General features: G+C 47.5%; 21 protein-coding genes and 1 riboswitch. Of the genes, 12 read left to right on the plus strand and 9 right to left on the minus strand.

Annotated elements, in window-relative coordinates; all coding sequences use genetic code 11:
• Nucleotides 1-305: 305 nt before the first annotated feature.
• The 3 genes from QUB70_RS17965 to cobG all read right to left on the minus strand — a co-directional run bounded on the left by QUB70_RS17965 (nt 306) and on the right by cobG (nt 3,152).
• A complete protein-coding gene (locus QUB70_RS17965; protein WP_332982379.1) occupies nt 306-1,016 on the minus strand; it encodes a precorrin-2 C(20)-methyltransferase in 711 nt (236 codons plus the stop codon).
• Nucleotides 1,013-1,642, minus strand: a complete 630-nt coding sequence (locus QUB70_RS17970; RefSeq protein WP_332982382.1) for a precorrin-8X methylmutase — start codon at nt 1,640-1,642, stop codon at nt 1,013-1,015. The genes QUB70_RS17965 and QUB70_RS17970 overlap by 4 nt, the downstream gene beginning before the upstream one ends.
• 64 nt (nt 1,643-1,706) lie before the next feature.
• Nucleotides 1,707-3,152: a precorrin-3B synthase gene (cobG, locus tag QUB70_RS17975; protein ID WP_332982383.1), complete on the minus strand. Its 1,446-nt coding sequence runs from the start codon at nt 3,150-3,152 to the stop codon at nt 1,707-1,709.
• A gap of 56 nt (nt 3,153-3,208) precedes the next feature.
• A riboswitch (adenosylcobalamin-variant (AdoCbl-variant) riboswitch) is annotated at nt 3,209-3,288 on the minus strand.
• A 400-nt stretch (nt 3,289-3,688) separates the two neighbouring features.
• Between cobG and cbiE the strand changes: the two genes are divergently transcribed.
• The 3 genes from cbiE to QUB70_RS17990 all read left to right on the plus strand — a co-directional run bounded on the left by cbiE (nt 3,689) and on the right by QUB70_RS17990 (nt 5,698).
• A complete protein-coding gene (gene cbiE, locus QUB70_RS17980; protein ID WP_332982384.1) occupies nt 3,689-4,897 on the plus strand; it encodes a precorrin-6y C5,15-methyltransferase (decarboxylating) subunit CbiE in 1,209 nt (402 codons plus the stop codon).
• Between the two features lie 62 nt (nt 4,898-4,959).
• Complete coding sequence (locus QUB70_RS17985) at nt 4,960-5,304, plus strand: hypothetical protein (RefSeq protein WP_332982386.1); 345 nt, start codon at nt 4,960-4,962, stop codon at nt 5,302-5,304.
• A gap of 4 nt (nt 5,305-5,308) precedes the next feature.
• A complete protein-coding gene (locus QUB70_RS17990; RefSeq protein WP_332982387.1) occupies nt 5,309-5,698 on the plus strand; it encodes a hypothetical protein in 390 nt (129 codons plus the stop codon).
• A gap of 188 nt (nt 5,699-5,886) precedes the next feature.
• On the opposite strand, the gene QUB70_RS17995 is transcribed toward QUB70_RS17990, so the two are convergent.
• The gene (locus tag QUB70_RS17995) at nt 5,887-9,324 is read right to left on the minus strand and encodes a class I SAM-dependent DNA methyltransferase (RefSeq protein WP_332982388.1); all 3,438 of its coding nucleotides are present in this window, start codon (nt 9,322-9,324) and stop codon (nt 5,887-5,889) included.
• A gap of 205 nt (nt 9,325-9,529) precedes the next feature.
• Here QUB70_RS17995 and QUB70_RS18000 point away from each other — a divergent pair, with 205 nt between their 5' ends.
• On the plus strand, nt 9,530-9,607 hold the full coding sequence (locus QUB70_RS18000) for a RusA family crossover junction endodeoxyribonuclease (protein WP_332982439.1): 78 nt from the start codon (nt 9,530-9,532) through the stop codon (nt 9,605-9,607).
• 272 nt (nt 9,608-9,879) lie between these two features.
• Nucleotides 9,880-10,560: a hypothetical protein gene (locus tag QUB70_RS18005; RefSeq protein ID WP_332982389.1), complete on the plus strand. Its 681-nt coding sequence runs from the start codon at nt 9,880-9,882 to the stop codon at nt 10,558-10,560.
• 208 nt (nt 10,561-10,768) lie between these two features.
• On the opposite strand, the gene cphA is transcribed toward QUB70_RS18005, so the two are convergent.
• The 3 genes from cphA to QUB70_RS18020 all read right to left on the minus strand — a co-directional run bounded on the left by cphA (nt 10,769) and on the right by QUB70_RS18020 (nt 16,536).
• On the minus strand, nt 10,769-13,492 hold the full coding sequence (cphA, locus tag QUB70_RS18010) for a cyanophycin synthetase (protein ID WP_332982390.1): 2,724 nt from the start codon (nt 13,490-13,492) through the stop codon (nt 10,769-10,771).
• Between the two features lie 110 nt (nt 13,493-13,602).
• Entirely contained in the window at nt 13,603-14,817 is a 1,215-nt protein-coding gene (locus tag QUB70_RS18015) for an RNA-guided endonuclease InsQ/TnpB family protein (RefSeq protein WP_332982391.1), read from the minus strand.
• Nucleotides 14,818-15,642: 825 nt separating this feature from the next.
• Nucleotides 15,643-16,536 carry a cyanophycinase gene (locus QUB70_RS18020; RefSeq protein ID WP_332982393.1) on the minus strand — a complete coding sequence of 298 codons (894 nt, stop codon included), beginning with the start codon at nt 16,534-16,536 and terminating at the stop codon, nt 15,643-15,645.
• Between the two features lie 331 nt (nt 16,537-16,867).
• Between QUB70_RS18020 and trmD the strand changes: the two genes are divergently transcribed.
• Nucleotides 16,868-17,563, plus strand: a complete 696-nt coding sequence (trmD, locus tag QUB70_RS18025; protein WP_332982396.1) for a tRNA (guanosine(37)-N1)-methyltransferase TrmD — start codon at nt 16,868-16,870, stop codon at nt 17,561-17,563.
• A gap of 48 nt (nt 17,564-17,611) precedes the next feature.
• On the opposite strand, the gene QUB70_RS18030 is transcribed toward trmD, so the two are convergent.
• Entirely contained in the window at nt 17,612-18,049 is a 438-nt protein-coding gene (locus QUB70_RS18030) for a hypothetical protein (RefSeq protein ID WP_332982397.1), read from the minus strand.
• Nucleotides 18,050-18,120: 71 nt separating this feature from the next.
• On the opposite strand from QUB70_RS18030, the gene ispF reads away from it, so the two are divergent.
• The 6 genes from ispF to QUB70_RS18060 all read left to right on the plus strand — a co-directional run bounded on the left by ispF (nt 18,121) and on the right by QUB70_RS18060 (nt 22,708).
• Complete coding sequence (ispF, locus tag QUB70_RS18035) at nt 18,121-18,600, plus strand: 2-C-methyl-D-erythritol 2,4-cyclodiphosphate synthase (RefSeq protein WP_332982398.1); 480 nt, start codon at nt 18,121-18,123, stop codon at nt 18,598-18,600.
• Nucleotides 18,601-18,644: 44 nt separating this feature from the next.
• Nucleotides 18,645-19,163 carry a hypothetical protein gene (locus tag QUB70_RS18040; RefSeq protein ID WP_332982401.1) on the plus strand — a complete coding sequence of 173 codons (519 nt, stop codon included), beginning with the start codon at nt 18,645-18,647 and terminating at the stop codon, nt 19,161-19,163.
• On the plus strand, nt 19,138-19,743 hold the full coding sequence (locus QUB70_RS18045; protein ID WP_332982402.1) for a PIN domain-containing protein: 606 nt from the start codon (nt 19,138-19,140) through the stop codon (nt 19,741-19,743). Before QUB70_RS18040 ends, QUB70_RS18045 begins: the two co-directional genes overlap by 26 nt.
• Nucleotides 19,744-19,783: 40 nt before the next feature.
• Nucleotides 19,784-21,544, plus strand: a complete 1,761-nt coding sequence (locus QUB70_RS18050; protein ID WP_332982404.1) for an ABC transporter substrate-binding protein — start codon at nt 19,784-19,786, stop codon at nt 21,542-21,544.
• Between the two features lie 129 nt (nt 21,545-21,673).
• Nucleotides 21,674-22,465, plus strand: a complete 792-nt coding sequence (gene larB / locus QUB70_RS18055) for a nickel pincer cofactor biosynthesis protein LarB (protein WP_332982406.1) — start codon at nt 21,674-21,676, stop codon at nt 22,463-22,465.
• 78 nt (nt 22,466-22,543) lie between these two features.
• Complete coding sequence (locus QUB70_RS18060) at nt 22,544-22,708, plus strand: hypothetical protein (RefSeq protein WP_332982409.1); 165 nt, start codon at nt 22,544-22,546, stop codon at nt 22,706-22,708.
• A 102-nt stretch (nt 22,709-22,810) separates the two neighbouring features.
• Here the strand turns inward: QUB70_RS18060 and QUB70_RS18065 are convergent, their stop codons facing one another.
• Nucleotides 22,811-23,476, minus strand: a complete 666-nt coding sequence (locus QUB70_RS18065) for a hypothetical protein (protein WP_332982411.1) — start codon at nt 23,474-23,476, stop codon at nt 22,811-22,813.
• Nucleotides 23,477-23,631 lie beyond the last annotated feature (155 nt).

Below are 23,631 nucleotides of genomic sequence, written 5' to 3' on the forward strand. Positions count from 1 at the left end.
TTGTCGGTGGATGTGACCCACTCACAGAACCGTTCCCAGACATTGGCGCTTTCGCGCTGCTGTAAGGTTGTTGTCATTTGTTTATGATTGCTTTATTGATTTGTCAATGTTCGTGACGGCTTTGTGTTCCGTCATGTAAATAAATATAAAGCATATTCTAATGTTTGTAAAGTATTGTAACAACAGATTAACTTATGAGAATCATAAGGTTGAGTTATCAATATCAGGAATGCTGGATAAATGGGCAAGAATGCACAAAAAAATAGGGAAAGCCTGGAAGCTTGTCGCCTTCAGGCATGGAAATATTAAGATACAGACTTTTGCTGGCTGGGTATCATAATGAGAGCCCAATAGGGAACTTCAGCGGGATCGACATCTGCGATCACCCTAATTCGCTGATTCGGCATAGTTGCGCGTTCGATATACAAAGCTCGATCGAACTGCCCCAACTCAATCAGCACGTCCCGAACCTTCGCGAAGTGTCGGCCCAGCTTAATAATCACAGCAGCATCAACCAGCGCCAGCCGATCGCGCAAAATATCCGCATCCAGCGTCGCAGGCATAATACTTAACACATCGTTACGATAAGTTAACGGCACTCCCAGCGCACTCGCACTCGCCATAGTCGAAGAAATTCCCGGCACAACTTCCGTAGTAAACTTTCCCGACAAACGGTTAAATAAGTACATAAACGAGCCGTAGAGAAAAGGTTCGCCCTCGCACAAAACCGCAACATCTCGGCCCTCGGTGAGGTGGGCGGCAATTTTCTCGGCTGCAATATCGTAATAAGGTTGAGACGATCGCGTCGGACTAAAAGGCAACGGCATCGGAATCTCAATTTGTTCTGGACGCAGGTAATCCGCTACGATCGCCCTGGCGAGCACCTTACCGTTTTCCATCGCCGGATAGGCAATCACCGGCACCGATTGCAAAATCCGATAAGCTTTCAAAGTAATCAATTCAGGATCGCCAGGGCCGATGCCCAATCCGTACAACTTACCAGTAGTCTCAGTCATAATTCATCCTTTTTCGCTAACGCATTCACGGCCGCCGTTGCCATTGCACTGCCGCCGCGCCGCCCGTGTACTGTAATAAATGGCACTCCCCGACTGTTGGCAGCGAGTTCCGCTTTGGATTCGGCCGCCCCCACAAATCCTACCGGGAAACCCAGAATTAAACTTGGTTTCGGGACTCCATCATCTAACATTTCCAGGAGTCGGAACAAAGCAGTCGGGGCATTACCAATTGCCACAACCGCACCCTCCAAATCCTTTAGCCACAAATCAAGGGCTGCTGCCGATCGAGTATTTCCGATTTGGCGCGCCAACTCCGGGACATCGGGATGCCAGAGGGTGCAAATCACCTGATTGTTAGCGGGAAGTCGCTTGCGGGTGATGCCTTCGGCTATCATTCGGGCGTCGCACAAAATCGGCGCGCCTGCTGCGAGGGCTTGACGCCCGCAGGTGGCGGCACCGGGGGAAGCTGCTAAGTCTGTAACGATATCGATCATTCCGCAACTGTGAATTAGTCGCACGGCGACTGTTTCTAAGTCTGCTGGTAGGCTTGACAAGTCTGCTTCGGCGCGGATTGTGGCGAAGGATTTTGTGTAGATTTCTGTTCCGTCTCGGATGTAGTCAAGCATTGGTTATTGGTTACTTGTTATTGGTTACTTGTTATTTGTTATTTGTTATTTGTTATTTGAATTTTTATTCTGATTTATTAAGATTGAACCATTGTTGTAATTTGTCGATCGCCCATCGATCGCAAAATTCGCCAAATGACTCACCCGGTTCTCGAAGTTGGTGGTAGGCGCGCAGCATTTTTTCGATCGCGCGGGGCATCTCGGTTACACTAACAGCGGGGAAGATTTGCCGTCCAAAGGGCAAGTCTTTTTTACCTACATAAATGTTGTAACCTGCGATCGTCTCGTTTCCCTGCTGTATCTGAATTCCTATTAGGGTGATGTCAATTGGCTGGTGTTGGGCGCAGGATTTTTCGCAGCCGCTGAAATGTATGTTTATCGATCGGTCGATCGTCAGTTTTTGCGCTAAATCCCTCGCCATTGCTAGGGCGTGACTTTGAGTATCTGTCGCCGCTGACGCGCAGCCGCTGCTACCGGCGCAAGCAACTAAGCAGGAATCTAGGTTAGTTGCGGATGAGTGCAATCCTAAATCAGCGATTTGCTGTTTGACCTGAGAAACTTGGGAGTTGGGGATGTCGGAAATCAGCAGATTTTGCCACGGCGTAAGCCTCAGAGTGCCATTGGCGAGATTTTGGGCTAAATTTGCCAAATTCCGCATTTGTTTTGATTCTAGCTTGCCTAGGGGCAGAGCAATGCCGATGTAGGAGAAATCCGACTGTCGCTGACGGTGGATGCCGAGATTGGCGTTGGGTTCGATCGCCCTTTCTGAAAGTTCGATCGCGCTTCGCCTCAAGGGAAACGGCAATTTTGTCTCTACTTTTTCGAGATAACTTTCAACGCCCCAATCGGCTAGCAGGTGCCGCAAGCGCGGTTTTTTGCCCTCAATTCGCGGCCGATTTTTGGTGTATTCCAGATAGATATTAGCGAGGGATGCTAATACTGAAATAGTTTGCGATTGTTCGATAATAATTCCTGTATTGCTGTTGAAATACAGGCGAAAAACAATTTCAAAATTCTTCGGTAGGCTTTCTGGTACTAATAAAATATCGTTCCGTAAATCGCGGATCGAAACCGCTTCGCCGCCGTCAAAGCCAATGCTGAACTTAGCCGAAAGTTCCGATAACTCAGGATGTTTTTGCAGGTAATCATCCCAAGCTTTGACTAGCGGGCGAGTATCGAGTAACTGCTGGCGATCGATTCCTGCTGTCGGACTTGCCATCATATTGCGAATCGGGTCAACTTCAACGCGGCGAGACGCTAATCCCAATTCCTGCAAATCTTGCCAAATTTCTGGGGGAATTTCCGAGTGCAATTTTCGGATTTGCAAATTTGCCCGATTTGTGATTTGCAAACAGCCGGTACTGTAGCGATCGACCAAATCGGCGATCGTCCAACATTGCTGTACGCTTAAAATTCCCCCCGGAATCCGCATCCTCGATAATATTCCGTCGCGGGCGCGGGAACCGGAGAATAGGCCCGGACAAGTCGGTAAATCAGTCAAAAGCAACAAATAATCTCCTTCCCCGTGCGACGCAGGGAACCTACAAGTAAACGCGCAAAACGCGCCCCGAAATCGGCATTCTGACTTTCACAGTTGCGGCACAGCGCCGGAATTGCACCGGACTTTCCCGCTTTCAGGTTTAAGAAATGTATCACAAGTCGATCGCCCGCAGCAAAAATTCTTAACTTTCTTAACAAATGCCCGCTAATTTTGTTTAATCTCAGAGGAATAGCGAGAAACAGACTTTTTTACAAAAATATAAAGGTTGCAGGCCGCAGATTCGCTAAAAAACCCAATTGCTCTGGTTAAACTGCATCCCGTAGTGAGTTAAAATAATGACTCACTAGCCCAGATTCATTAATCCTAAAAACAGTGCAATTGCAGTTCCCTAGCATAGCCACAATAGATTTTTTTTAAAATTGTTAATCTGCGTTAATCCGTGTTTATCAGCCTAACATCTGCGGTTGACCTCTCGATCAAAAAATACTGTAAATGTCATCCCATATTATTCTTGAAAATTGATAAATCATAATTACCTTGGCGCAATGCACAAATGGCTTTCGGTAGTGGGAATTGGCGAGGATGGACTTTCGGGATTGAATCCGATCGCCCGATCGTTACTCGATCGATCTAAAATCGTTGTCGGGGGCGCGCGCCACCTCGCAATGCTACCAACCGACGACACCCGCGAAAAATTAGTTTGGGCTTCACCCCTGCAAAAAACCATTGACGACATCATCAGCAGGCGTCCAGAATCTGTTTGCGTGATCGCAAGCGGCGATCCGATGTGTCACGGAATTGGGGTAACACTGTCGCGCAAAATTCCCATTTCGGAAATGACTGTAATTCCCGCAGCATCGGCTTTTAGTCTTGCTTGCGCCCGTTTGGGTTGGTCACTAGACCAAGTTGAGACTTTCAGTTTAACCAATCGCCCGATCGCCTCGATCGCCCTTGCTTTCTATCCCGGTGCACGCTTGCTGGTGTTGAGTGCCGATCGACATACACCCGCAAAGGTTGCCAATTTGTTGACACAGCGGGGGTTTGGCAGCAGTTTGATGACCGTGTTCGAGCGGATGGGGTCGGAGGCGGAACGGCGGATTGAGGGGGTTGCAGCAGCTTGGAATATGGCGGATTTGGCGGATTTGAATGCGATCGCCATTGCAGTTACAGCCGATCGCGAAACTCTTATCCTCCCCCGCACTTCGGGTTTACCGGATGCTGCATATCGCCACGACGGACAGTTGACTAAACGGGAGGTTCGAGCCGTTACGCTGTCTTCATTAGCGCCGATTCCGGGGGAGTTGCTGTGGGATGTGGGCGCTGGCTGTGGCTCGATCGCGATTGAGTGGATGCGGAGTCATCGGAGTTGTCGGGCGATCGCGATCGAACGCCATCCAACTAGACTGGAATACATTGCTGAAAATGCCTCTAATTTTGGTGTTCCCGAACTCAAAATCGTGGCGGGAGACGCACCGGCTGCTTTGGCAAATTTGCCGCCACCGGATGCTATTTTCATTGGCGGCGGTGTCACCGCAGAGGCTTTGTTAGAAACTTGTTGGAATGCTTTAGGTGAAGGTGGCCGTTTGGTGGTAAATGCGGTGACTGTTGAAAGCGAACTTACGGTGCTGCAATGGCATTCTTTGCACGGCGGCGAATTGATTAGAATTGGGATTCAGCGGGTTGGTGCGATCGGTTCTTATATCGGTTGGAAACCGCTAGCACCGATTACTCAGTGGGTGGTAGTTAAGGGGTAAAAGGCGATCGATCTCTTTGCTAAAAGCTATGATAAATAATATCCTCTAAAATTATAGTGAGAATGCCAGACGAATCATCTGTAGATACTTATTTGTCTCGACTGTTTGAAGACTATTCCAACACTGAAGTTATTGAATTACAGCAATATCTTTCTGAATGGGATAGAGGAACTTATCGAACTGTTGCCCAGAGTGTGTTAGACCATTCACAAAGAAAAGGATTTGATCCACTCAAATATCTGCGTAAAGCACACAACTTCAACACCAGAGGTGCTGTGAGAGTTCCTCGGACGGGATATCGGCAGGATGGAGCCGCTGTTTATCGAAAGGGCAATGAGTTTTTAATTGTGCGATCTGACCAGTATGGTGTTGAGAAAATAGTGACTTATGGCATTAATGAGGAATAGAACTATGGCACAAGTTCAAAACAAGTTAACGATTCAGCAGGATATTATTGTGCAGCTTTTGACACAGTTGAATGTTGAGGATGAAAAAACTAAATCAGAGCGCAAAGAGATAGCTCATAGCTATCTTGGTACCGAGGAAGAGTTTTCGTTTTTGGAGGAGCTTGAGTTAGTGACAGTTAGCATTCGCGGTTATGCGAGTCAAATTGAGGCTGGCGCAGGAGTTGATAATCGCGAGGAAGCGATCGCAAATTTACATCAGCTTAGGGTGTTCGATCGTTCTGCGATTGCTGAATTTTATGCTGAAACGCGATCGGGCTATCTTCAAATGCGGTCTTATATCCGAATGCTAGACTATTTGCGGTTGCTGGTATTGGAGTATTTACAGATGGCATAAATTCAGTATGCGTATCGACGCACCTTACAGAATAGTTGAGGAAAAAAAACCAAACTTGTTTTGTAGCAAGCAATAGTTTTTATCAATTATCTAAGGTGCGTCGCTATGAGGTTGTTGGTCTTTATGCGAGAGATTGTCGATGGCGACACACCCTACGAATCATGTTGTAAGAATTTTAAAGAATGGTATTACCCAGCATTTCCAACTTCTGCCAGGTGCCAAAAAGTCACGCCACCTTCATCGTGACTGAGCAAAATCCCTAAATCTTCCAAGCTTTCCAAACAGTCGAAAATGACTTTTTGTTTGCGATTTGCTGCTTTGAAATGGGAGGTGACTTGGGTAGCTGTCCATTCGCCGCTTTGGGTGCGAAACAAGTCGCGGATGGCGGAAAGTTGCTCTTTGAGGGTTTTGGGAAAGGGTTGTTGTTCTGCGGGAACAATCGCGGTTTCGGTTTCGGTGGTGATACCTTCGAGAGTTGGTTGTACGTAGGTTTCGCCGGGAGATTGGTAGTCGGGACGCAGCCAGCGAATGTGTCCGTTGCGTTCTTCTTCGGCGCGTTGCGCGTTGAGGGTGACGAGGTTTTCGAGGATTTGGTCTTCGGTGAGGGTGGTTTCCCAACCATAGGCGGCAAATACGGCGCGATCGAGTTCGTCGTGGATTTGTTTGAGGGTGGAGACTAGGGCTTTTTGGTTGAAGGCTTTCTCTTTGTCGTTGAGGGGTTCGCCTTTGCGGAGTTGTTCGAGGAGGTTGTACATCCCGGTGATGGTGACTTCCGGGTTAGCGGTTTGGACTCGTTTGCGGTGGCTGTCGAGGCGTTCTCCGAGTTCTCGGATGGTTTGTTTTTGAGTATCAGTTGCGTCGGGGAATGGGAAGGGGTCGAAGCAAGTAGTTTTGTTGTAACGTGGATCGTTCCCAATGCCCAATCTTCCCCCTGCTGCCAGCGACCAAGTAACATGAATTCGACTAGAAAGAACTCCCAAGAAATAAGCGTCGTCAAGGGCGATTGCAACAATACTAACGTCAGGTATAACGCTTGGATCTAAGAATGTGAAAACGCGATATTTTGCGGTTAATACTACAGGAATATATCGTTTAATTCCGCTGAGAGAATCACGGGTTTTAGGCATAGTTTCTGCGAATAACCACCAATTCTTTCTCCGTGATTCTCTATTATTCAATTCACGCTCAGGTTTTACCTTCACTAGAACTTGCTGAAAAGCTTTAGGAGCTGTAATTTGTGCCTCATTTATGGTCATTCCATAAAAATCAATGACTTTTATATTTCTGCTCTTCTTCAAAATATCACTACCATTGGTTAGCCGTTTAATAACAAATGCTTCATCAGGAAAATCAATATCAGGTTCAACAATAAAACCATCGTTCCCCAGCATGACACCTATACCTGCTAACTTTGAATTAGCTTTAAGAGGTTGTACGCCAACAACGTTAGCGCCCACACTCAGATCACTTTGGAGAAAGCCGATTTTTCGGGAAATTACTACTTTGACATCTTCACTGTCTTGATCTTCTATTTCTTCAATAACTGATTCAATTTTTCCGCTCGCTTTTCCAGCAGCACCAGCAGTTATAGCAATTCTGACTGCTGCACAATTTTCACTGTTTACCCAGGGGTGATCGGGGATGGCAAACGTTAGATAAATAGGGTGAGTATCAGTTATAGCCTCTTGAACAATACGACGATTAAAAGTCTGAGTGATGCTATTTGTGGTAACAAAGCCAAACTTACTAATATTACTATGAGCAGCCAGTTTTGCAGCTTTGTACCACCAGTACATAACGAAATCGCAGCTATCAGGAACCTGATTTTTATAAGCTTTACGTAGTGCTTTGGCATAACCTTCCCCAAGCCTGTCAAGCATCTTGAGCTTTCCAATAAACGGCGGATTCGACACAATATAATCCGCCTCCGGCCACACGGCCGCCCTCGGATTCAAATACCGATAAATCGTTACTTGATCTGTCGGATCGGGAATATCCTCACCAGTCACCGGACTTTTGCTCGTCCGCCCGCCCCAGCGAGTCCGCACCTTCCCCGCCGCATCGACATCCGCTTCTACCCCGTCATAGGCCAACACCGCATCCCGACATTCAATATTCTTGTACTCCCTCAACACAGGTTCGATCGGCGGAAGATCGCCAAATCGCCGAAAATGCCACTGCAAATAGCCAATCCAAATCACCAAATCCGCGATCGCCGCCGCCCTCGGATTAATCTCAATCCCCAAAAACTGACTCGGATTCACTTGATTAATATCCAACCGCAACTGTGCCGCGCCTGTAACATCCTCCAAACGCCGCAACACCTCCGACTCCAACCCCTTCAACAAATCCAACGTCACATACAAAAAATTCCCCGATCCGCACGCCGGATCGAGAATTTTCACCTGTTGTAACTCGGTCAGAAATGCTTCTAAAACTGCGATCGCCTTTTTCTGTTGATTTGCAGTCGGTTCCGCTTCCCCCGCGTTCAGCAACTGTTTAACCTCCGCTTGTACCGCAATCCAGCGATCGCCCAAAGGCTCCATCACCACCGGTTTTACCAACCGTTCCACATACGATCGCGGCGTATAATGCGCCCCCAACTTACTTCTTTCCCGCGTATCCAGCGCCCTCTCCAACAACGTCCCAAAAATCGCCGGTTCCACATTACACCAATCCCGCTTCGCCGCCTGTAACAACACCTGCAACTGCGCCTTCGTCAACGCAAACGCCCCAGAATCCGAAAACAATCCCCCATTAAACCGCAACAACTTGCCATGAAAACCAAAACTCGTCCCCTTATTCATCGCTTCCCACAGCGCCTCTACCTCCGGTTTAAACATTTTCGGGTTAAGAATCCATCGCGTTTCCAGCGCCTTTGTAAACAGATGTTCCTTCAGCAATCCCACATCTTCAGCAAACATAGTAAAAATACAGCGCATCAAAAACTGGGCGACTTGCTGCGGATACTCCTTTTGGGAGTCGCTGGCGCGATCGACATTCGCCTCCATTCCCTTCGCCAACTCTGCCAAATCCGCCGCCACTTCCCGCGTCACCCGCGCTGCAATCTTCTCCGGGTTTCGCTGCTGCGGATTGCTAAAAATATCGACAAACAAATCGAATACATCCGCTTTTCGGAGTTCGGCTAATCCAATGTCTCGCCGCGCCCCATAGCCACCATAATCGCCACTAAAACCCATCCATAATTCAAAATGATCGCCAATATCGCAAGTTAACAAAAACGGTGGTTTACTGGTGAGAGTTCGAGTATAGGCAACTGCCTGCACAAACGCTTTTTCCATCTCCCGCAAATAGGTATTGGTTCCGCGCTTTGCCGTTCCCTTTTTGCTCGTCGTTCCGCCCTGTTTTGCCTCTATTAAAAAATGATCGGCTTTGTAAAAATCAACAAACCCCGGAGTCACTTTCCCGCTGGGGTGAAAAATTTTGACATCTTTATCAAAGCAGTAGGGATCGTTGGGAATTCTGCCTTTATCAAAAGGGCGATCGACTCCCAGCGCATCGGACATTTCCGCAAAAAATAGCTGGTAGTTTGCCCGTTCGTTACCGCTAGAACCTTCCCAGCGTGTGATGAATGTTTCGACTCTGGTGCGATCGGCTTCATTCATTTTTCAACCCTGCTGCTTGCTTTTTCCTTATTCTATAGTTATACCATTTTAACAAAAGATTGCTATACAATAAATGTTATGTTTGTTTACAATGACCCTGCTCAGAAGGTGCGTCGCTGTTAAATAGTCGATATTTTTCATGGATTGTTGATGGCGACACACCCTACGATTACTCCAGATAACTTATTGCTACGATTCTGTTAAAATCGATGTGGACAACATAGTAAAACCAATTCAAGATGCAATTATCGGGCTAGCCTACGTCGATGACAATCAAGTATAGCAACCGCCACATCGGTGAGGACATAAATAACTTCATGAATAGAGCTGATACCGTCAAGCATCAATGGTTTAATTCCCGTTATGCAACTGTCAACTGTCAACTGTCAACTGTCAACTGTCAACTGCTATAACTGATGTCCTAGCCCGCAAGAGGAATTTATCAGCTAACTTTAAAGTAGAAAATATGACCTCGACTCTAGCGGAAGGATTTGCCCGTGGCAATGAATTCTTGCACATTGTCGTAATTGATGCTCCTGACCAAGAGGTACTGACATGATGGCAACCCCAACTGCAAACATAGAAAGAGAGCGACTCCTACAACTAGCAGAGGAGTATCGTGAGAAAGGTTATGAAATTTCATTTCATCCAAACTCTGAAGATTTACCGGACTTCCTGAAAAGCTATCGCCCGGATCTGATAGTGCGCCGGGGGGAAGAGTCAGTGGTTATTGCTGTCAAGTCACGTACTTCACTCAACTCACCCTCTACTACATATATACGTAATTTAGCCCAAGCAGTAGCAGAAAATCCTGGTTGGAGGTTTGAGTTAGTGATGATTAACTCGGAGGATGCAGTCGATCTTCCCAAAGCTGACGATTCTTTTCAAGAGCATGAAATAGAGTTGGCTTTGCAAGTCGCCAAGCAACTTGTCACACAACATCTAGAGTCAGCAATGCTATATTCTTGGTCTTTAGTTGAGGCAACTTTGAGGATTGTTGCCCAGAAAGAAGAGCTAAGTTTGCAAAGATTAGAACCGCTGTATTTAGTGAAAAAACTGACGGTTGAGGGCGTAATTTCTAAATCCGAATATCAGTTATTAATGAATGCGCTTTCTTTGCGGAACGCTATTGCTCATGGGTTTAAAACTACACAACTTACGCAATATTCTGTGTGCGAACTGATTGAGGTTGCAGAGAAAATATTGAAAGATAATACGGCAATACAGTTCACTTAACACTATTTATGCCCTGGAGATCCCCCTAAATCCCCCTTAAAAAGGGGGACTTTGAGAGCATTCTTGTCCCCCCCTTTTTAAGGGGGGTTAGGGGGGATCGATCTTAAGTGAACCGTAAGAAAAATTAGGAATTATGTAATTTCTCAAACAAATAGGTTGGGTTTAACACAATTAAACCCAACCTATTAATGAAATCAAATTTCAGAGTTTAGCCTTGATTCACCACCGAAGGTTTTAAACTGTCGCGCGACTCAGAAACTCGATCGACACTACTGGCATTTACCACAGATTCCTGAATCGGTTTCCGGGCTTCAATCAAAGTCAGAGCTTTGGTGACACCTTCAGGTAAAATCACCACCAAACTGCCGGCCGGCGCCTCGTCTAAAGCTTTGTTGACAGCCGTTGTTTCGTCGAGAATCAACTCGTATTCAACTTTAGCTCGGTCTGCGGTTCTTGCAGAAATTCCCTCTACAATCCCCTGACAAATTAACTTTGCCACAACACCGGGTTCTCGCCCCCGCCGATCGCTATCTTCCTTCACAATAATGCGATCGAACATCTCGGCCGAAAGTTTGCCCAGCGTGACAAAATCTTCATCTCGCCGATCGCCCGGGGCGCCAACTACCCCGATCCGCCGTCCCGGCCAATTCAGCACGAAACTGCCCAAAGCTTTGTAGCTGTGGGGGTTGTGGGCGTAGTCGAGCAAAGCGTGATAGCTGCCCAATTTAAACAAATTCATCCGTCCGGGAGTTTGACCCACCGACGCTTGGAAGCTTGACAAAGCCGATCGAATGTCTTCTATTTTCAGTCCTTGGGCAAAAGCCGCCAAACAAGCTGCTAAAGCATTGGCAATCATAAACGGCGCCCGTCCGCCCATCGTCAGGGGCACGTTCACAGCCTGCTCAATTCTCAGCGTCCAATCGCCTTTCAATATCGACAAGTAACCATTTTCGTAAATCGCTGCCAGCCCGCCCGCTGCGGTATGTTTGGCAACAAGTTCGTTGTCAGGGTTCATCGAAAAATATGCAATTTGAGCCTTGACACGCTGCGCCATCCGTGCTACCAGCGGGTCATCTGCATTCAAAACTGCATAGCCTTTGGGCATTACCGACTCGACGAGGACGCTCTTGAGCTTGGCCAGTTGTTCCACGGTGTCGATGTCGCCAATTCCCAAGTGATCGGCCGCGACGTTCAAGACGACGCCGACATCGCACTGATCGAAGCCCAAGCCCGATCGCAAAATTCCGCCTCTAGCCGTTTCCAGCACCGCTACTTCTACCGTGGGGTCAGACAAAATTAATTGAGCGCTCTGCGGCCCGGTATTGTCTCCGGTTTCGACCAAATAATCGCCGATGTAAGTGCCGTCGGTAGTCGTGTAGCCGGTAATCTGACCGGTCTGCTTGACAATGTGGGCAAGCAGGCGAGTGGTTGTAGTTTTGCCGTTGGTTCCCGTTACCGCTAAAATCGGCACCCGGCTGGGTTGAGGCGAGGGGAAGAGCATATCGAAGACGGCGCCGGCGACGTTGCGGGGTAAACCCTGACTCGGGGCGACGTGCATTCTGAAACCCGGTGCTGCGTTGACTTCGACGATGACGCCGTTGACATCGCGCAGGGGTTGGGAGATGTCGGGAGTTACTACGTCAATGCCGGCGATGTCCAAACCGATGATTTTGGCGACTCTGGAAAACAGCCAGACGTTTTCTGGGTGGATTTCGTCGGTGCGATCGACTGCAATGCCACCGGTACTCAAGTTTGCTGTCGCGCGCAAGAATACTCTTTCGCCGGCGGGCAATACCGAGTCCATCGCGTATCCTTGTTTTTCCAGCAAATCGAGGGTCAATTTGTCGATCGTGATCCGGGTGAGCACGTTGTCGTGTCCGTCTCCGCGCTGCGGGTCGCGGTTTACTTCTTCAACGAGCTGTTCTACTGTAGACTTGCCGTTGCCCACAACGTTAGCGGGGACTCGTTCTGCGACTGCTACGACTTGCCCGTTGACTACTAATACTCTGTGGTCGCGGCCGGTGTAGTAGCGCTCGACAATCACGTTTTTTGTTTTCGATGCTGCGCTGGCTAAATCGTAGGCTTCTTCTGCTACTTCCCAGGAATTGATGTCGATCGTAATGCCGCGGCCGTGGTTGCCGTCTAGGGGTTTGAGGACGATCGGATAACCGCCCACATCTTCGATCGCCCCGCGCAGTTCGTCCAAATAATTAATCACCGTCCCTCTCGGAACCGGCACCCCGGCAGCACCCAGGATATTTTTGGTACCTTCCTTGTCGCAGGCCAGTTCTACCCCCAAAACTCCCGTGCGGTTGCTCAGAGTTGCCTGAATCCGCTTTTGGTGAACTCCGTAGCCGAGTTGAATCATAAACCGGGCGCTCAACGGTATCCAAGGAATGCCGCGAGCTTCTGCTTCCTTGATCAGCGTTTCCGTGCTCGGCCCTAGTGCCGCCGACAAAGCAAACTCTCTGAGGTCTCTCAAATCTTGCACTAATTCTGCTGCTGGATAAGAGCCTGTATCGGCAATGCTCTGGCACATCCGCACCCCCGCCCGGGCGGCATAGCGACCTGCTTGTTCGTTTTGATACTCGATTACTACTTGGTAAGTGCCGGGGGTCGCAGTCTCGCGGGTGCGACCGAACCCGACCGGCATTCCTGCCATTTCCTGAAGTTCCAGGGCTACGTGTTCGATTACGTGTCCCATCATCGTGCCTTCTCTGACACGTTGCAGGAAGCCTCCCCGATGGCCGGGAGAACAGTGATGCTCGTTCAAACTCGGCAGCACGGCGGTCAACCCTTCGTAGAAGCCAGGAATTTCAGATGTGGTTTTATTTGCCAACTCCTCTAAATCCAGACGCATCAGAACGAGTTTGTGGCGTCGGATGCTCCAGTAGTTGGGGCCGCGTAAGGTCTGAATTTTAAGTATTTTCATTTTTCTTCCCCCTTGGAGACTGGGGCTATAAGTGTAGGTTTGTTAGCGGTGAGAGGAAAACGGGGTCGGGGTTTATGCTGCATTACAGATTCTTCTTGACACTCTCCGCCCTATAAGGGCGAAGATTCTTGGGTCGCGGGGATTCCGACGAATTTATCCTCACCAAGCATCTTGACCGTATGCCCTACGGCTGCAAGTCCTCTAATTAGAACTACTTGCGCGGCTGCTACGTCTCTATCAGTTGTATAGCCGCAATTTGAGCATGAATGCACACGCTCTGACAATTGTTTTTTGCCTGTTTCAACACCGCAATTAGGGCAAATCTGACTTGTTTTGTGGGCGCTAACTTTTTGGAAATATACACCACGTTTAAAACAGGCTTGTTCGAGAATCGTGAAGAATTGCCCCCATCCTGCATCCAAACAATGCTTGCCTAGCATTGCTTTAGACAATCCGACTAGGTTTAAATCTTCAACGAAAATCGTGCCTGCATCTTGACAGATTTGATCCGCTAATTTCCAGTGCCAATCCTTACGACTGTTGGCTATGTATTCGTGCAGTTTGGCAACTTTTTCCGAAGCTCTTTTCCAATTGTTTGAGCCAAGCTGTTTTCGACTAACACGCTGTTGCAGCAATTTAAGCTTGCGTTGCGCGTCAATAAAAAACCGCTGGCGTTTGACTAAAAGCCCGTTAGACGTTGCGATAAAATTAGTTAAACCGACATCTATTCCCAACCCTTCACCGTGAGGCAAGATGCTCGGAATCGATACTTCCCATTGCAAGATTAGCATCACATACCAACCACTGACTCTACGAACTATCCTTGCTTGCTTGACCCTTGCACCATCGGGAATAGAACGTGATTGATGGAATTTGACCAAACCAATCTTAGGGAGCTTTACTCCTCGATCGTGAACTGGGTTAACCCCCAGTTGTGGGAATACAAACGAGCGCATATTTCCTGCTTTTTTAAAGCGAGGGAAGCCGTGGTTTTGTTCCCACATACTAACAAAAGCTTTTTCCAGCCTTTTTAGTGTTTGTTGCAATACTTGCGATTGTACGGACTGCAATGCGTCGCTAGTCTTTCTATATGCAGTTAGCGCATTACACTGACTAGCATAAGTGGGACGGGGTGTATCAGCGGGAATGATATATTCAGAACGGATTGAGCAAGCGTTAATCTGACAGCTACGAGACTTAAACCAGTCTTTGCGTTCTGCCAATGCGTAGTTATACACACGACGGCATTGTTCTAGCCAGTCTTCAAATATGGCTACTTGCTTTGCTGTTGGTTTAAGCTTGAATTCGTAGGTTAGGTTTAACATTTGCTGAAGTCCTCCTGCCCTATTATAGGGCATCTTTACTAATCGTCAGGACGTTTGATAAAATATAAAGCCGTCCTAGAAGAACGGGGCTTTAAACCCATTTTTTCGGTAAAAAACCTTTTGCGCCCCAAAAGTGGTAATTCTTTCTGGCATACCTGCTGGCATTACAGGATAGAGGCTGTCGATATTGTTCAGGAATGAGCCACCAAGGGCGGGGCGTTTCGCGCGTGGAGATTTCTCGGACTCTGATTTCTCAAGTGATTTTAGCTTGCGCCTTAGTTAAATGTCGGTATTATCTCAAACGCACTGGCTTAACCCTTATTTTGAGATTTGTTGAACCTTTGAGTTTTAGAGCTTGGGACGGGAGCACTCTCCAAGGTAAGAACTTAAACACTTACTTCTAACGTAGGTTTTACTACCTTAGTCTGGTAAACTCTCGGCTTCTTTCAATGCCACCGCCACAATCGGTACTCCGATGCTTCGGTGGGTTATTTACGGCAGTTACACGGGTATGGGTCGCGCAATCTTATAAATAATTGGATCATTTATTCAATTTCGAGCTTGATGACTCGATCTACTGTTCGCTGCGAACAGTTTGGCATTGAATTTCCAGTTATAGACCACCAGCGTTTAAAATTCAGACCGCGCGCGATCGGCTAGAAACAACTACAGATACAAACTAGAAGGCAGAAGGTAGAATTTGGTGTGATTCTGCCTTCTGGCGTCAGCCAGTGGCTGCTTCAAAATCTATTTTATTGTTGCATCCTTGATTCGGCCCGAATGCCACATAATTTCTCCCGAATCAATGACAAGAGATGTTGTGCATTAGTTGGTTGTGCGGCATTCCGAGGGCCAGCCCGACTCCGCACACGCTGCCGATGCCATCGGTTTACCTAGGGGCATATTGTAGCAATCTCCGTGACACAGGACGTGCAAGCGCATATTGAACAGACTTAAGGGTTCTGTCGCTCCTACCACAGACTCATTGGTATAAAAATTTTCCCTAGAATCAACAATAGTCACAGTGCCTTTACCGAGAATTTTCATAGTATCGTCTCCCTCAAACAAGGCGCAGGTGTCTTCGTCAATACCAATAGCGATGCGATCGGGATGGCTTGCCACAGCCGACAGCAAGCGAGCCATGCGGTTGCGGTTGTGAAAATGCTGGTCTACGATGATCTCAGGAATAATGTTAAGTCCGTTTGCCATGTCTACTAAAGAGCGGTTCGGTGATGCCCCGCTCCCGCCGCCGGCAATCATGTGATATCCCATCACCGCAGCACCCGCGCTGGTGCCGGCGAGGGTAATCTTGCCTTCGAGAGTTTCTTTGCGAATTTTCTCCATCAGCGGGGTGTCCGCCAGCAGCCCGCAGAGCCTCAGTTGGTCGCCGCCTGTGATGAATACGCCCGTACAATCTTCTAAGTAATCTTTCCAGACGGGGTTTTCGGCTTGTTCGCGTTCGCGGATGTCCACTACTTTGACGGCGCTAACGCCCATTTCGTCAAATATGGTGCGGTAGCGGTTGCTAATTCCTTCGGGATCTCGCGAAGCGCAGGGAACGATCGCCAGCCGAGCGTTTGCACCCCCAGCACGGCAAAAAAAGGTGTTCAGAATCTCTCGTCCGTGAACTTTGTCTTCGGCTCCCCCGATGACCATAATCGAGGTTTTTGTGCGCTGGGGAAGATTGTGTTCAAGGGCTTGAGATGTCAACTGCTGCATGGTTTGTCTTCCTCTGGTGGATGTGAAATTCAATTTTGCCGTGACTGTGGGTAGAATGGAGCTTTTTAAGAGTGAATATTTTTTTGTGCGAGTGAGGTGCGATCGCCGATCGCGCGATCGAGCAGTTGTTTGGGGGCGAGTTTACAAAGCAGCCGGTGTCCTGAGAACAGATTATTTTTGTACAAAACCGACCCGCCGACAAAGGAATAGAATTTAAATTGCAAAAATGCTCAGAGATTATAAGAAATTATAAAGAATAAAGCAATTACTGAAAGCTGAACTCCCTCTAAGGGTCAAACTAGAGGTGATGTATCAATAAATTCCAATAATTGTGCGCTTTGACGTAGTTACCTTATTTCCAGAATTTTTCCGGGCTCCCCTAGAATCGGGACTGATGGGCAAAGCCTTAGCTAAAAAGATTGCTGAGGTGAATTTTGTCAATCCCCGCAATTTTACCACAGACAAGCACCAGCGAGTCGATGACGAGCCTTACGGGGGCGGAGTGGGGATGCTGATGAAGCCGGAACCGATTTTTGCTGCGGTGGAGTCGCTGCCGGTTTTGCCGCGGCGGGAGGTGATTTTGCTGACTCCCCAGGGGGAACCGATGCAGCAGCCGATGTTTCGGGAGTTGGCCGCCGATCGCGATCAGTTGGTGTTGATTTGCGGTCATTATGAGGGTGTGGACGATCGAGTGCTGCACTTGGTAACTCGCGAGGTGTCTTTGGGGGATTTTGTGCTCACGGGGGGCGAAATTCCGGCTTTGGCTTTAATTAATGGGGTTTTGCGATTGCTGCGGGGAACTGTGGCGAAGGAAGATTCGCTGAAGTTTGAGAGTTTTGAGGACGGACTTTTGGATTATCCGCAGTACACTCGACCGGCGGATTTTCGAGGATTGAAGGTGCCCGACGTGTTGCTGTCTGGTAATCACGCGGAAATTGCTCGCTGGCGCAGGGAACAGCAAATTGAAAGAACTCGATCGCGCCGGCTGGATTTGTACGATCGGTGGTTGGAGGAAAGGGGAGAATAGGAGAAAGGGCGAAAGGAGAAGTTATCCCATATGATTTATCGGGCAAACTCATAGCCCAATTTGATCGACAACGCCGATTGTTGTAACACTTCTGCTGATTGAAGCTTTCAAACCTTCAGCAGCTAAAAGCTGTTTTAGTCGAGCGGTCTCAGATTTAGTTCCGATAAAAACAGAACCAGGCATCTTCTTTTTTAGTTTCATAGCTTCAGCTAAGGACAACGACATAGCCTCACGCAGAATTTTTGTGACAACTGTTGCACGTTGTTCTTTTTCCAATACAATCAAGTTCCAAGTCCCTTCTTTTGCTAAAATCTTTTCTCTCATTTCGTTAGGCATAGCATCATTATCATCTAACTCGATGGCCTCCCCGCAATGAGGGCAGTCATAACATAGATGCCAGACAACTTTTTTGTCAAACACTGATTGACCAACCAACATCTGTACGTCTTTCTCGCAATTCCCACACAGTCCGTCAATTAAGACCATACTTTTTCACTTATATCCGCACAAATATGAAATAATTGTCTTTCTATATACTTCCAAAACCTAAATTTTACATGAACATCCGCATCGGCAACGGTTACGACATTCACTGCTTAGTTCCAGAACGCCCCCTCATCCTCGGCGGCGTCCAAATTCCCCACGAATTAGGCTTATTAGGACACAGCGACGCAGACGTACTGACCCACGCTATCATGGACGCGATGCTCGGAGCTCTCAGCTTAGGAGATATCGGGCTGTATTTCCCGCCGACTGACCCGAAATGGAAAGGTGCTGATAGTCTCGTATTGCTGGCACAAGTCAATCAGTTAATATTAGATAAAGGCTGGGAAATCGGCAATATTGATTCGGTGGTGGTGGCGGAACGTCCAAAGCTGAAACCGCATATTGAGCAAATGCGCGATCGGCTCTCTTCCGTCCTAAAAGTAAACCCAGACCAAATCGGCATCAAAGCTACCACCAACGAAAAGCTAGGCCCCGTTGGGAGAGAAGAAGGAATCGCAGCTTACGCAGTAGTTTTGTTAGTGCTAAAATAGTTGTCAGGTTATGAAGATTTTCTACTTAATTAGGAGTCGAATTTATGCTCGCCGAAAACTTGGAAATCGAAATGCCGATCGACGTTGACATCATCGCTCTCGATAAGGACGATCGGGTAGTCGTGCTCATTGAAGTCAAAAATATTCAAGCTCAAGAACAAGCAGCAAAGCAGAAGATTGCTGACTACATGATATCTTGGATGAAAGCAGCGTTAGCGAAGATGTCCGAGCAACGCACCATCATTCCCTATGCTATGTTTGTTGACACCGAACAAATTCTGATTTTCAAATGGGACGGCGAAAATTTATCGGAGCCTGTTTGCTCTCTAAACACTGGTGAAATACTTCGCTATTATGAGCCGGAATTTGGCAGAAAACGGATATTTAAGCGATACCTAACTAGACTGGTTGAAGCATGGCTGCGCGACTTAGCTTATAATTGGAAGTCTGAGATTCCCACCGCGTCAGAACAGATAGCAAAAATCGGCTTGCTGCCGCTGCTAGCAGGTGGGACGACAAAATCAGGGGTAGAAATTGGTGGCAATTTTATATATCGAGACTAACTTTCTGATGAGCATTGCTACGGGACGCGATCCAGACGCTAACAACTTGTTGGTGAGTGTACCGACATCAGTCAACATAGCAATACCAAGTATTTGCTGCATGGAATCACTTTCGGCTTTAGAAGACGAAATCAAGCGACGAAACCGTTTTTTAGGTGAAATGGAAAAACAAATCAGTCAGCTAAAGCGAGATAAAACTTCACCCTCTGCCCAGTCTATTGTCTTCCACTTAGAGGAATCTCTCAATGAGAATGAGGTGTTGCTCAATGATATTAATGCACGTCTTTTTGCTGCTCTTGATTTGTTGGCTATAAAGATAGAAATGCTCCCATTAACAGCAGGCATACTTCGAGAAAGTTTGAATTCAATTTTTATTGAAGAAGACCCGACAGATAATTTAATTCTCCACTGCATCTTGAACCACGCACAGTTACATCCTAATGAAGTCAAGGTATTTTTGAGCAATAATACAAAAGAATTTGGTCTGCCGAAAGTTCGAGATGCTTTGCGGGAAGTAGGAATAATGAAGTATTTCTCGGTCACGGAAGATTTTCTCGGTTGGCTACAGTCTCAGTCTTAGTTGCACGGAAATGGTATAGTTAAAAATTATGAAAATTTCTATGATGTTACATTCAAGACTACGATCGCTCGTAATTTTACTGGCTGCAATTGCCACTATAACTCTGTCTGCGTGCACTCCAGCCCGATCGAACTTAGTAAACAGACTCATCGTTCCCACCCCCAGCGGCCCGGCCACCTTCAACTACCCCCTAAATCAATCTGCATACAGCGTTTTTGGCTATATGTACGAGGGATTGATCAACGAAAACGGCTTGACATCGCAGCTAGAACCCGGTTTAGCCGAGTCCTGGGAAGTTTCTAAAGATGGCAAAAAGATTGTCTTCACCCTGCGAGAGGGTTTGAAATGGTCGGACGGCGAACCGATGACTACTGATGACATTATCTTCAGCTATGAAAAAATTTATTTCAATGACAAAATCCCTAGCGGTTTGAAAGATACTCTGAGGGTTGGGATGAGTCGCCAATTCCCAAAAGTTAAAAAAATTGACAGCCGCCGCGTTCAATTTTCCGTTGCAGAACCCTTTGCTCCTTTTATTAGATATGCTGGGGGAATCCCAATTTTACCAGCTCATATTTTACAGGAATCTGTAGACAATACAGATGCCGATGGCAAACCTAAATTCCTGGCTACTTGGGGTACGGATACTGACCCTAAAAAGATTGTCGGCAACGGTCAATATCGAATGCTGAGCTATACTCCTAATCAGCGCGTTGTTTTGGAAAAAAATCCGTATTTTTGGCGCAAAGATACGGAGGGAAATCTTCAGCCTTATATCCAGCAAATTGTTTGGCAAATTATCGAAAATACTGACAATCAACTGCTGAATTTTCGGTCGGGCGATTTGGATACTCTGGACGTGCAGCCGGAAGTGTTTCCGCTGCTGAAACGGGAGGAAAAACGCGGCAAATATACTGTGTTTAACGGCGGCCCGGACACTGGCAGCGTGTTTATGTGTTTCAATCTGAATAAGGGCCGCAACGCTCAAAATCAGCCGTTTGTAGACCCGGTTAAGTCTCGCTGGTTCGCGAGTAAGGAATTTCGGCAGGCGATCGCCTACGGCATCAATCGCGACTCCATGACTAACAATATCTATCGCGGACTTGGCGCGCCGCTGCATTCCCCAATTCCGGCGCAAAGTCCATTCTACCTTTCCCCAGAACAGGGATTGAAAACTTACAGTTACGATCTGCAAAAAGCCAAAGAGTTGCTGTTAAGTGCTGGTTTCAAATATAATAGTGAGGGTCAATTATTGGATGCGGAGGGCAACAAAGTCCGATTTACTTTGTTGATGGCTGCGGGTAAAAAAGTTCGGGAACAAATGGGAACGCAAATTAAGCAAGATTTGGGCAAACTGGGGATGCAAATTGATACGCAGTTCCTGAGTTTTAACACTTATGTGGAAAAGCTGCGGTTGACGCGGAATTGGGATACTTACCTCGGCGGTTTTACGGGAGGTACTGAACCGCACAGCGGCTACAATATTTGGTCGGTAAATGGGACTTTGCACAGTTTTAACCAGGGCCCGCAAGCCGGAGAACCGCCGATTAAGGGTTGGGAAGTTTACGACTGGGAGCAGAAAATCGATGACCTTTACGTGAAAGCTTCCCAGGAGCTTGATGAGGCGAAGCGCAAGGAACTTTATGGGGAGACGCAGAAGATTATAGCGGAACAAGTGCCTTTTATTTATATGGTGAATCCGCTGACTTTTGAGGCGGTGCGCGATCGCATTTCGGGAATTCGCTACAGTGCCCTCGGCGGTGCTTTCTGGAATTTGTACGAGCTGAAAATTGCAGAATAGTTATTAGTCATTGGTCATTGGTCATTGGTCATTGGTCATTGGTCATTGGTCATTAGTTATTAGTCATTAGTTATTAGTCATTGGTCATTGGTCATTGGTCATTAGTCAGCAGTCATTAGTTATTAGTTTATGGAACCTGAAATCTTACAAAAATTACTTGAATCTGTTGCGGCTGGGGATATTAGTCCCCTCACCGCTTTGAATAAATTAAAGCATTTTGACTTTGAACAAGTGGGTGATTTTGCAAAAATTGACCACCACCGCACATTAAGAACCGGTTTTCCTGAAGTCATCTGGGGCCCGGGGAAAACGCCAGATCAAATTGTTGAGATTATCGAGGCGATGCGCGGGCGAAATCCTGCGGTGATGGCGACGCGAATTGAACCGTTCGTTTTCGAGCAATTGCATCAAAAAATACCCGATTTGTGCTACTACCAAAAGGCTCGAATTTGTGCAATTTCTGCTACTTCCCCAACTTTGCAGCATCCGGGTACTGTAACTATTATCAGTGCGGGAACGGCGGATTTGCCTGTAGCCGAAGAGGCGGCAGTTACTGCCGAACTTTGCGGTTTTCAGGTGCGGCGTTTGTGGGATGTCGGAGTTGCCGGGATTCACCGCTTGCTGAGCAACCGGCACGTTATTGCCGATGCTGATGTGTTGATTGCGGTTGCGGGTATGGAAGGTGCTTTGGCGAGTGTGGTGGCGGGTTTGGCAGATTGTCCGGTGATTGCTGTGCCGACGAGTGTAGGTTACGGCGCAAGTTTTGGCGGGATTGCTCCTCTTTTAACTATGCTCAATTCTTGTGCGGCTGGTGTGGGTGTGGTGAATATTGATAACGGGTTTGGGGCGGCTATCTTGGCTTGTCAAATTCTGAGAAGTGCCGATCGAGTCGGGAGAATGGGAGAGAGGGAGAGTGTCTGAGTAGGAGAATGGGAGAGGGGGAGAGGGGGAGAATGGGAGAGGGGGAGAATGGGAGAGGGGGAGAGGGAGAATGGGAGAATGGGAGAGGGGGAGAATGGGAGAATGGGAGAGGGGGAGAATGGGAGAATGGGAGAATGGGAGAATGGGAGAATGGGAGAATGGGAGCTATGTAGAGAAATGTTCAGCGTAAATGAATCAGAATGGGATAGTTTGGAGTTTTTAACTCAAGTATCTGAAGCCTGATTCAAATATTCAAAAAAAGAGTTCTGGAGAAAAGTTTCAAATTCTCCCCTCTCCCCCTCTCCCCCTCTCCCCCTCTCCTACTCAGACACTCTCCCCCTCTCCTTACTTCCCAGCCAGCCAAATCGGATAAGCAGAAGAATCCTCAGCTTTCAACTTTTGCGCCTGATAGCTCTTGCTAGTCCAACTAGCTACTGTTTCCAGACTTTCCGTCAAAAAACTTTCGCTGCCAAAGGCTTCAAATCCCAAAGTCCACCACGCGCTGCCGTTAATATTTAACTGAGTAATTTCTACAATACAGCCTTGGGGAATTGGTGCTTCGACAGGAACAGATATTAGCGCACCAGGGGCAGAAACTTGGTAAAGACGCTGCGCTCGCTTTTTCTTGACTCCCACCCACTTTCCTGTCGCCAGAATATCCGCCGACACCGGCGCCATCGTGTCGGCACAAATCCACTTCAGCCATTTCTCGGCTTTGCCTTCCCAGCGGTTGCCGAACTGCATCGCCCCCAATTCTGCCTGCCGCCATTTTACCTGTAAATTTTTCCCGCGCAGTTTTACTCCCAAGTAGTCGCAGCCAGGTATTAGCAAATATATGTCTTCCCGCTCTTCGGGAGGTGAAAGATACCCTCCGAGACTGTCGCTTCCAAACCATTGACCGATCGATTTTGGCAGCGCACCGCTATAAAACCACCGCATTTCCAGACTGGCCCGCATAACTTTTTCCTCCGTTCCACAATTTTCGTCAAACCCAGACTGGATTTGCCACACACCATCGACTTTTGTGCCTCTCTACTCTATCCTCCCCCCTCCGGGGCCCAGAGTCTACTGTCCACAGTCCGATCGGGGTCTTTAAAAAAAATTTCTCACAATCCTTTACATATCTTCACAAGTCTGTTACATTTATTTACAGTAAACCAAAAGCA

The sequence above is a fragment of the Microcoleus sp. A003_D6 genome (assembly GCF_036702825.1).
Lineage (GTDB): Bacteria > Cyanobacteriota > Cyanobacteriia > Cyanobacteriales > Microcoleaceae > Microcoleus.

Excerpts from the sequence above, each read along its gene's own strand:
- QUB70_RS18040 (WP_332982401.1), top strand. The coding sequence starts at position 18,645 with ATGCTCGCCGAAAACTTGGAAATCGAAATGCCGATCGACGTTGACATC.
- QUB70_RS18030 (WP_332982397.1), bottom strand. The coding sequence starts at position 18,049 with ATGGTCTTAATTGACGGACTGTGTGGGAATTGCGAGAAAGACGTACAG.
- QUB70_RS17965 (WP_332982379.1), bottom strand. The coding sequence starts at position 1,016 with ATGACTGAGACTACTGGTAAGTTGTACGGATTGGGCATCGGCCCTGGC.
- QUB70_RS17990 (WP_332982387.1), top strand. The coding sequence starts at position 5,309 with ATGGCACAAGTTCAAAACAAGTTAACGATTCAGCAGGATATTATTGTG.
- cbiE (WP_332982384.1), top strand. The coding sequence starts at position 3,689 with ATGCACAAATGGCTTTCGGTAGTGGGAATTGGCGAGGATGGACTTTCG.
- QUB70_RS17970 (WP_332982382.1), bottom strand. The coding sequence starts at position 1,642 with ATGCTTGACTACATCCGAGACGGAACAGAAATCTACACAAAATCCTTC.
- QUB70_RS18015 (WP_332982391.1), bottom strand. The coding sequence starts at position 14,817 with ATGTTAAACCTAACCTACGAATTCAAGCTTAAACCAACAGCAAAGCAA.
- QUB70_RS18060 (WP_332982409.1), top strand. The coding sequence starts at position 22,544 with ATGGGAGAGGGGGAGAATGGGAGAATGGGAGAGGGGGAGAATGGGAGA.
- QUB70_RS18020 (WP_332982393.1), bottom strand. The coding sequence starts at position 16,536 with ATGCAGCAGTTGACATCTCAAGCCCTTGAACACAATCTTCCCCAGCGC.
- QUB70_RS17985 (WP_332982386.1), top strand. The coding sequence starts at position 4,960 with ATGCCAGACGAATCATCTGTAGATACTTATTTGTCTCGACTGTTTGAA.
- cphA (WP_332982390.1), bottom strand. The coding sequence starts at position 13,492 with ATGAAAATACTTAAAATTCAGACCTTACGCGGCCCCAACTACTGGAGC.
- QUB70_RS18050 (WP_332982404.1), top strand. The coding sequence starts at position 19,784 with ATGATGTTACATTCAAGACTACGATCGCTCGTAATTTTACTGGCTGCA.
- larB (WP_332982406.1), top strand. The coding sequence starts at position 21,674 with ATGGAACCTGAAATCTTACAAAAATTACTTGAATCTGTTGCGGCTGGG.
- QUB70_RS18005 (WP_332982389.1), top strand. The coding sequence starts at position 9,880 with ATGATGGCAACCCCAACTGCAAACATAGAAAGAGAGCGACTCCTACAA.
- QUB70_RS17995 (WP_332982388.1), bottom strand. The coding sequence starts at position 9,324 with ATGAATGAAGCCGATCGCACCAGAGTCGAAACATTCATCACACGCTGG.
- ispF (WP_332982398.1), top strand. The coding sequence starts at position 18,121 with ATGAACATCCGCATCGGCAACGGTTACGACATTCACTGCTTAGTTCCA.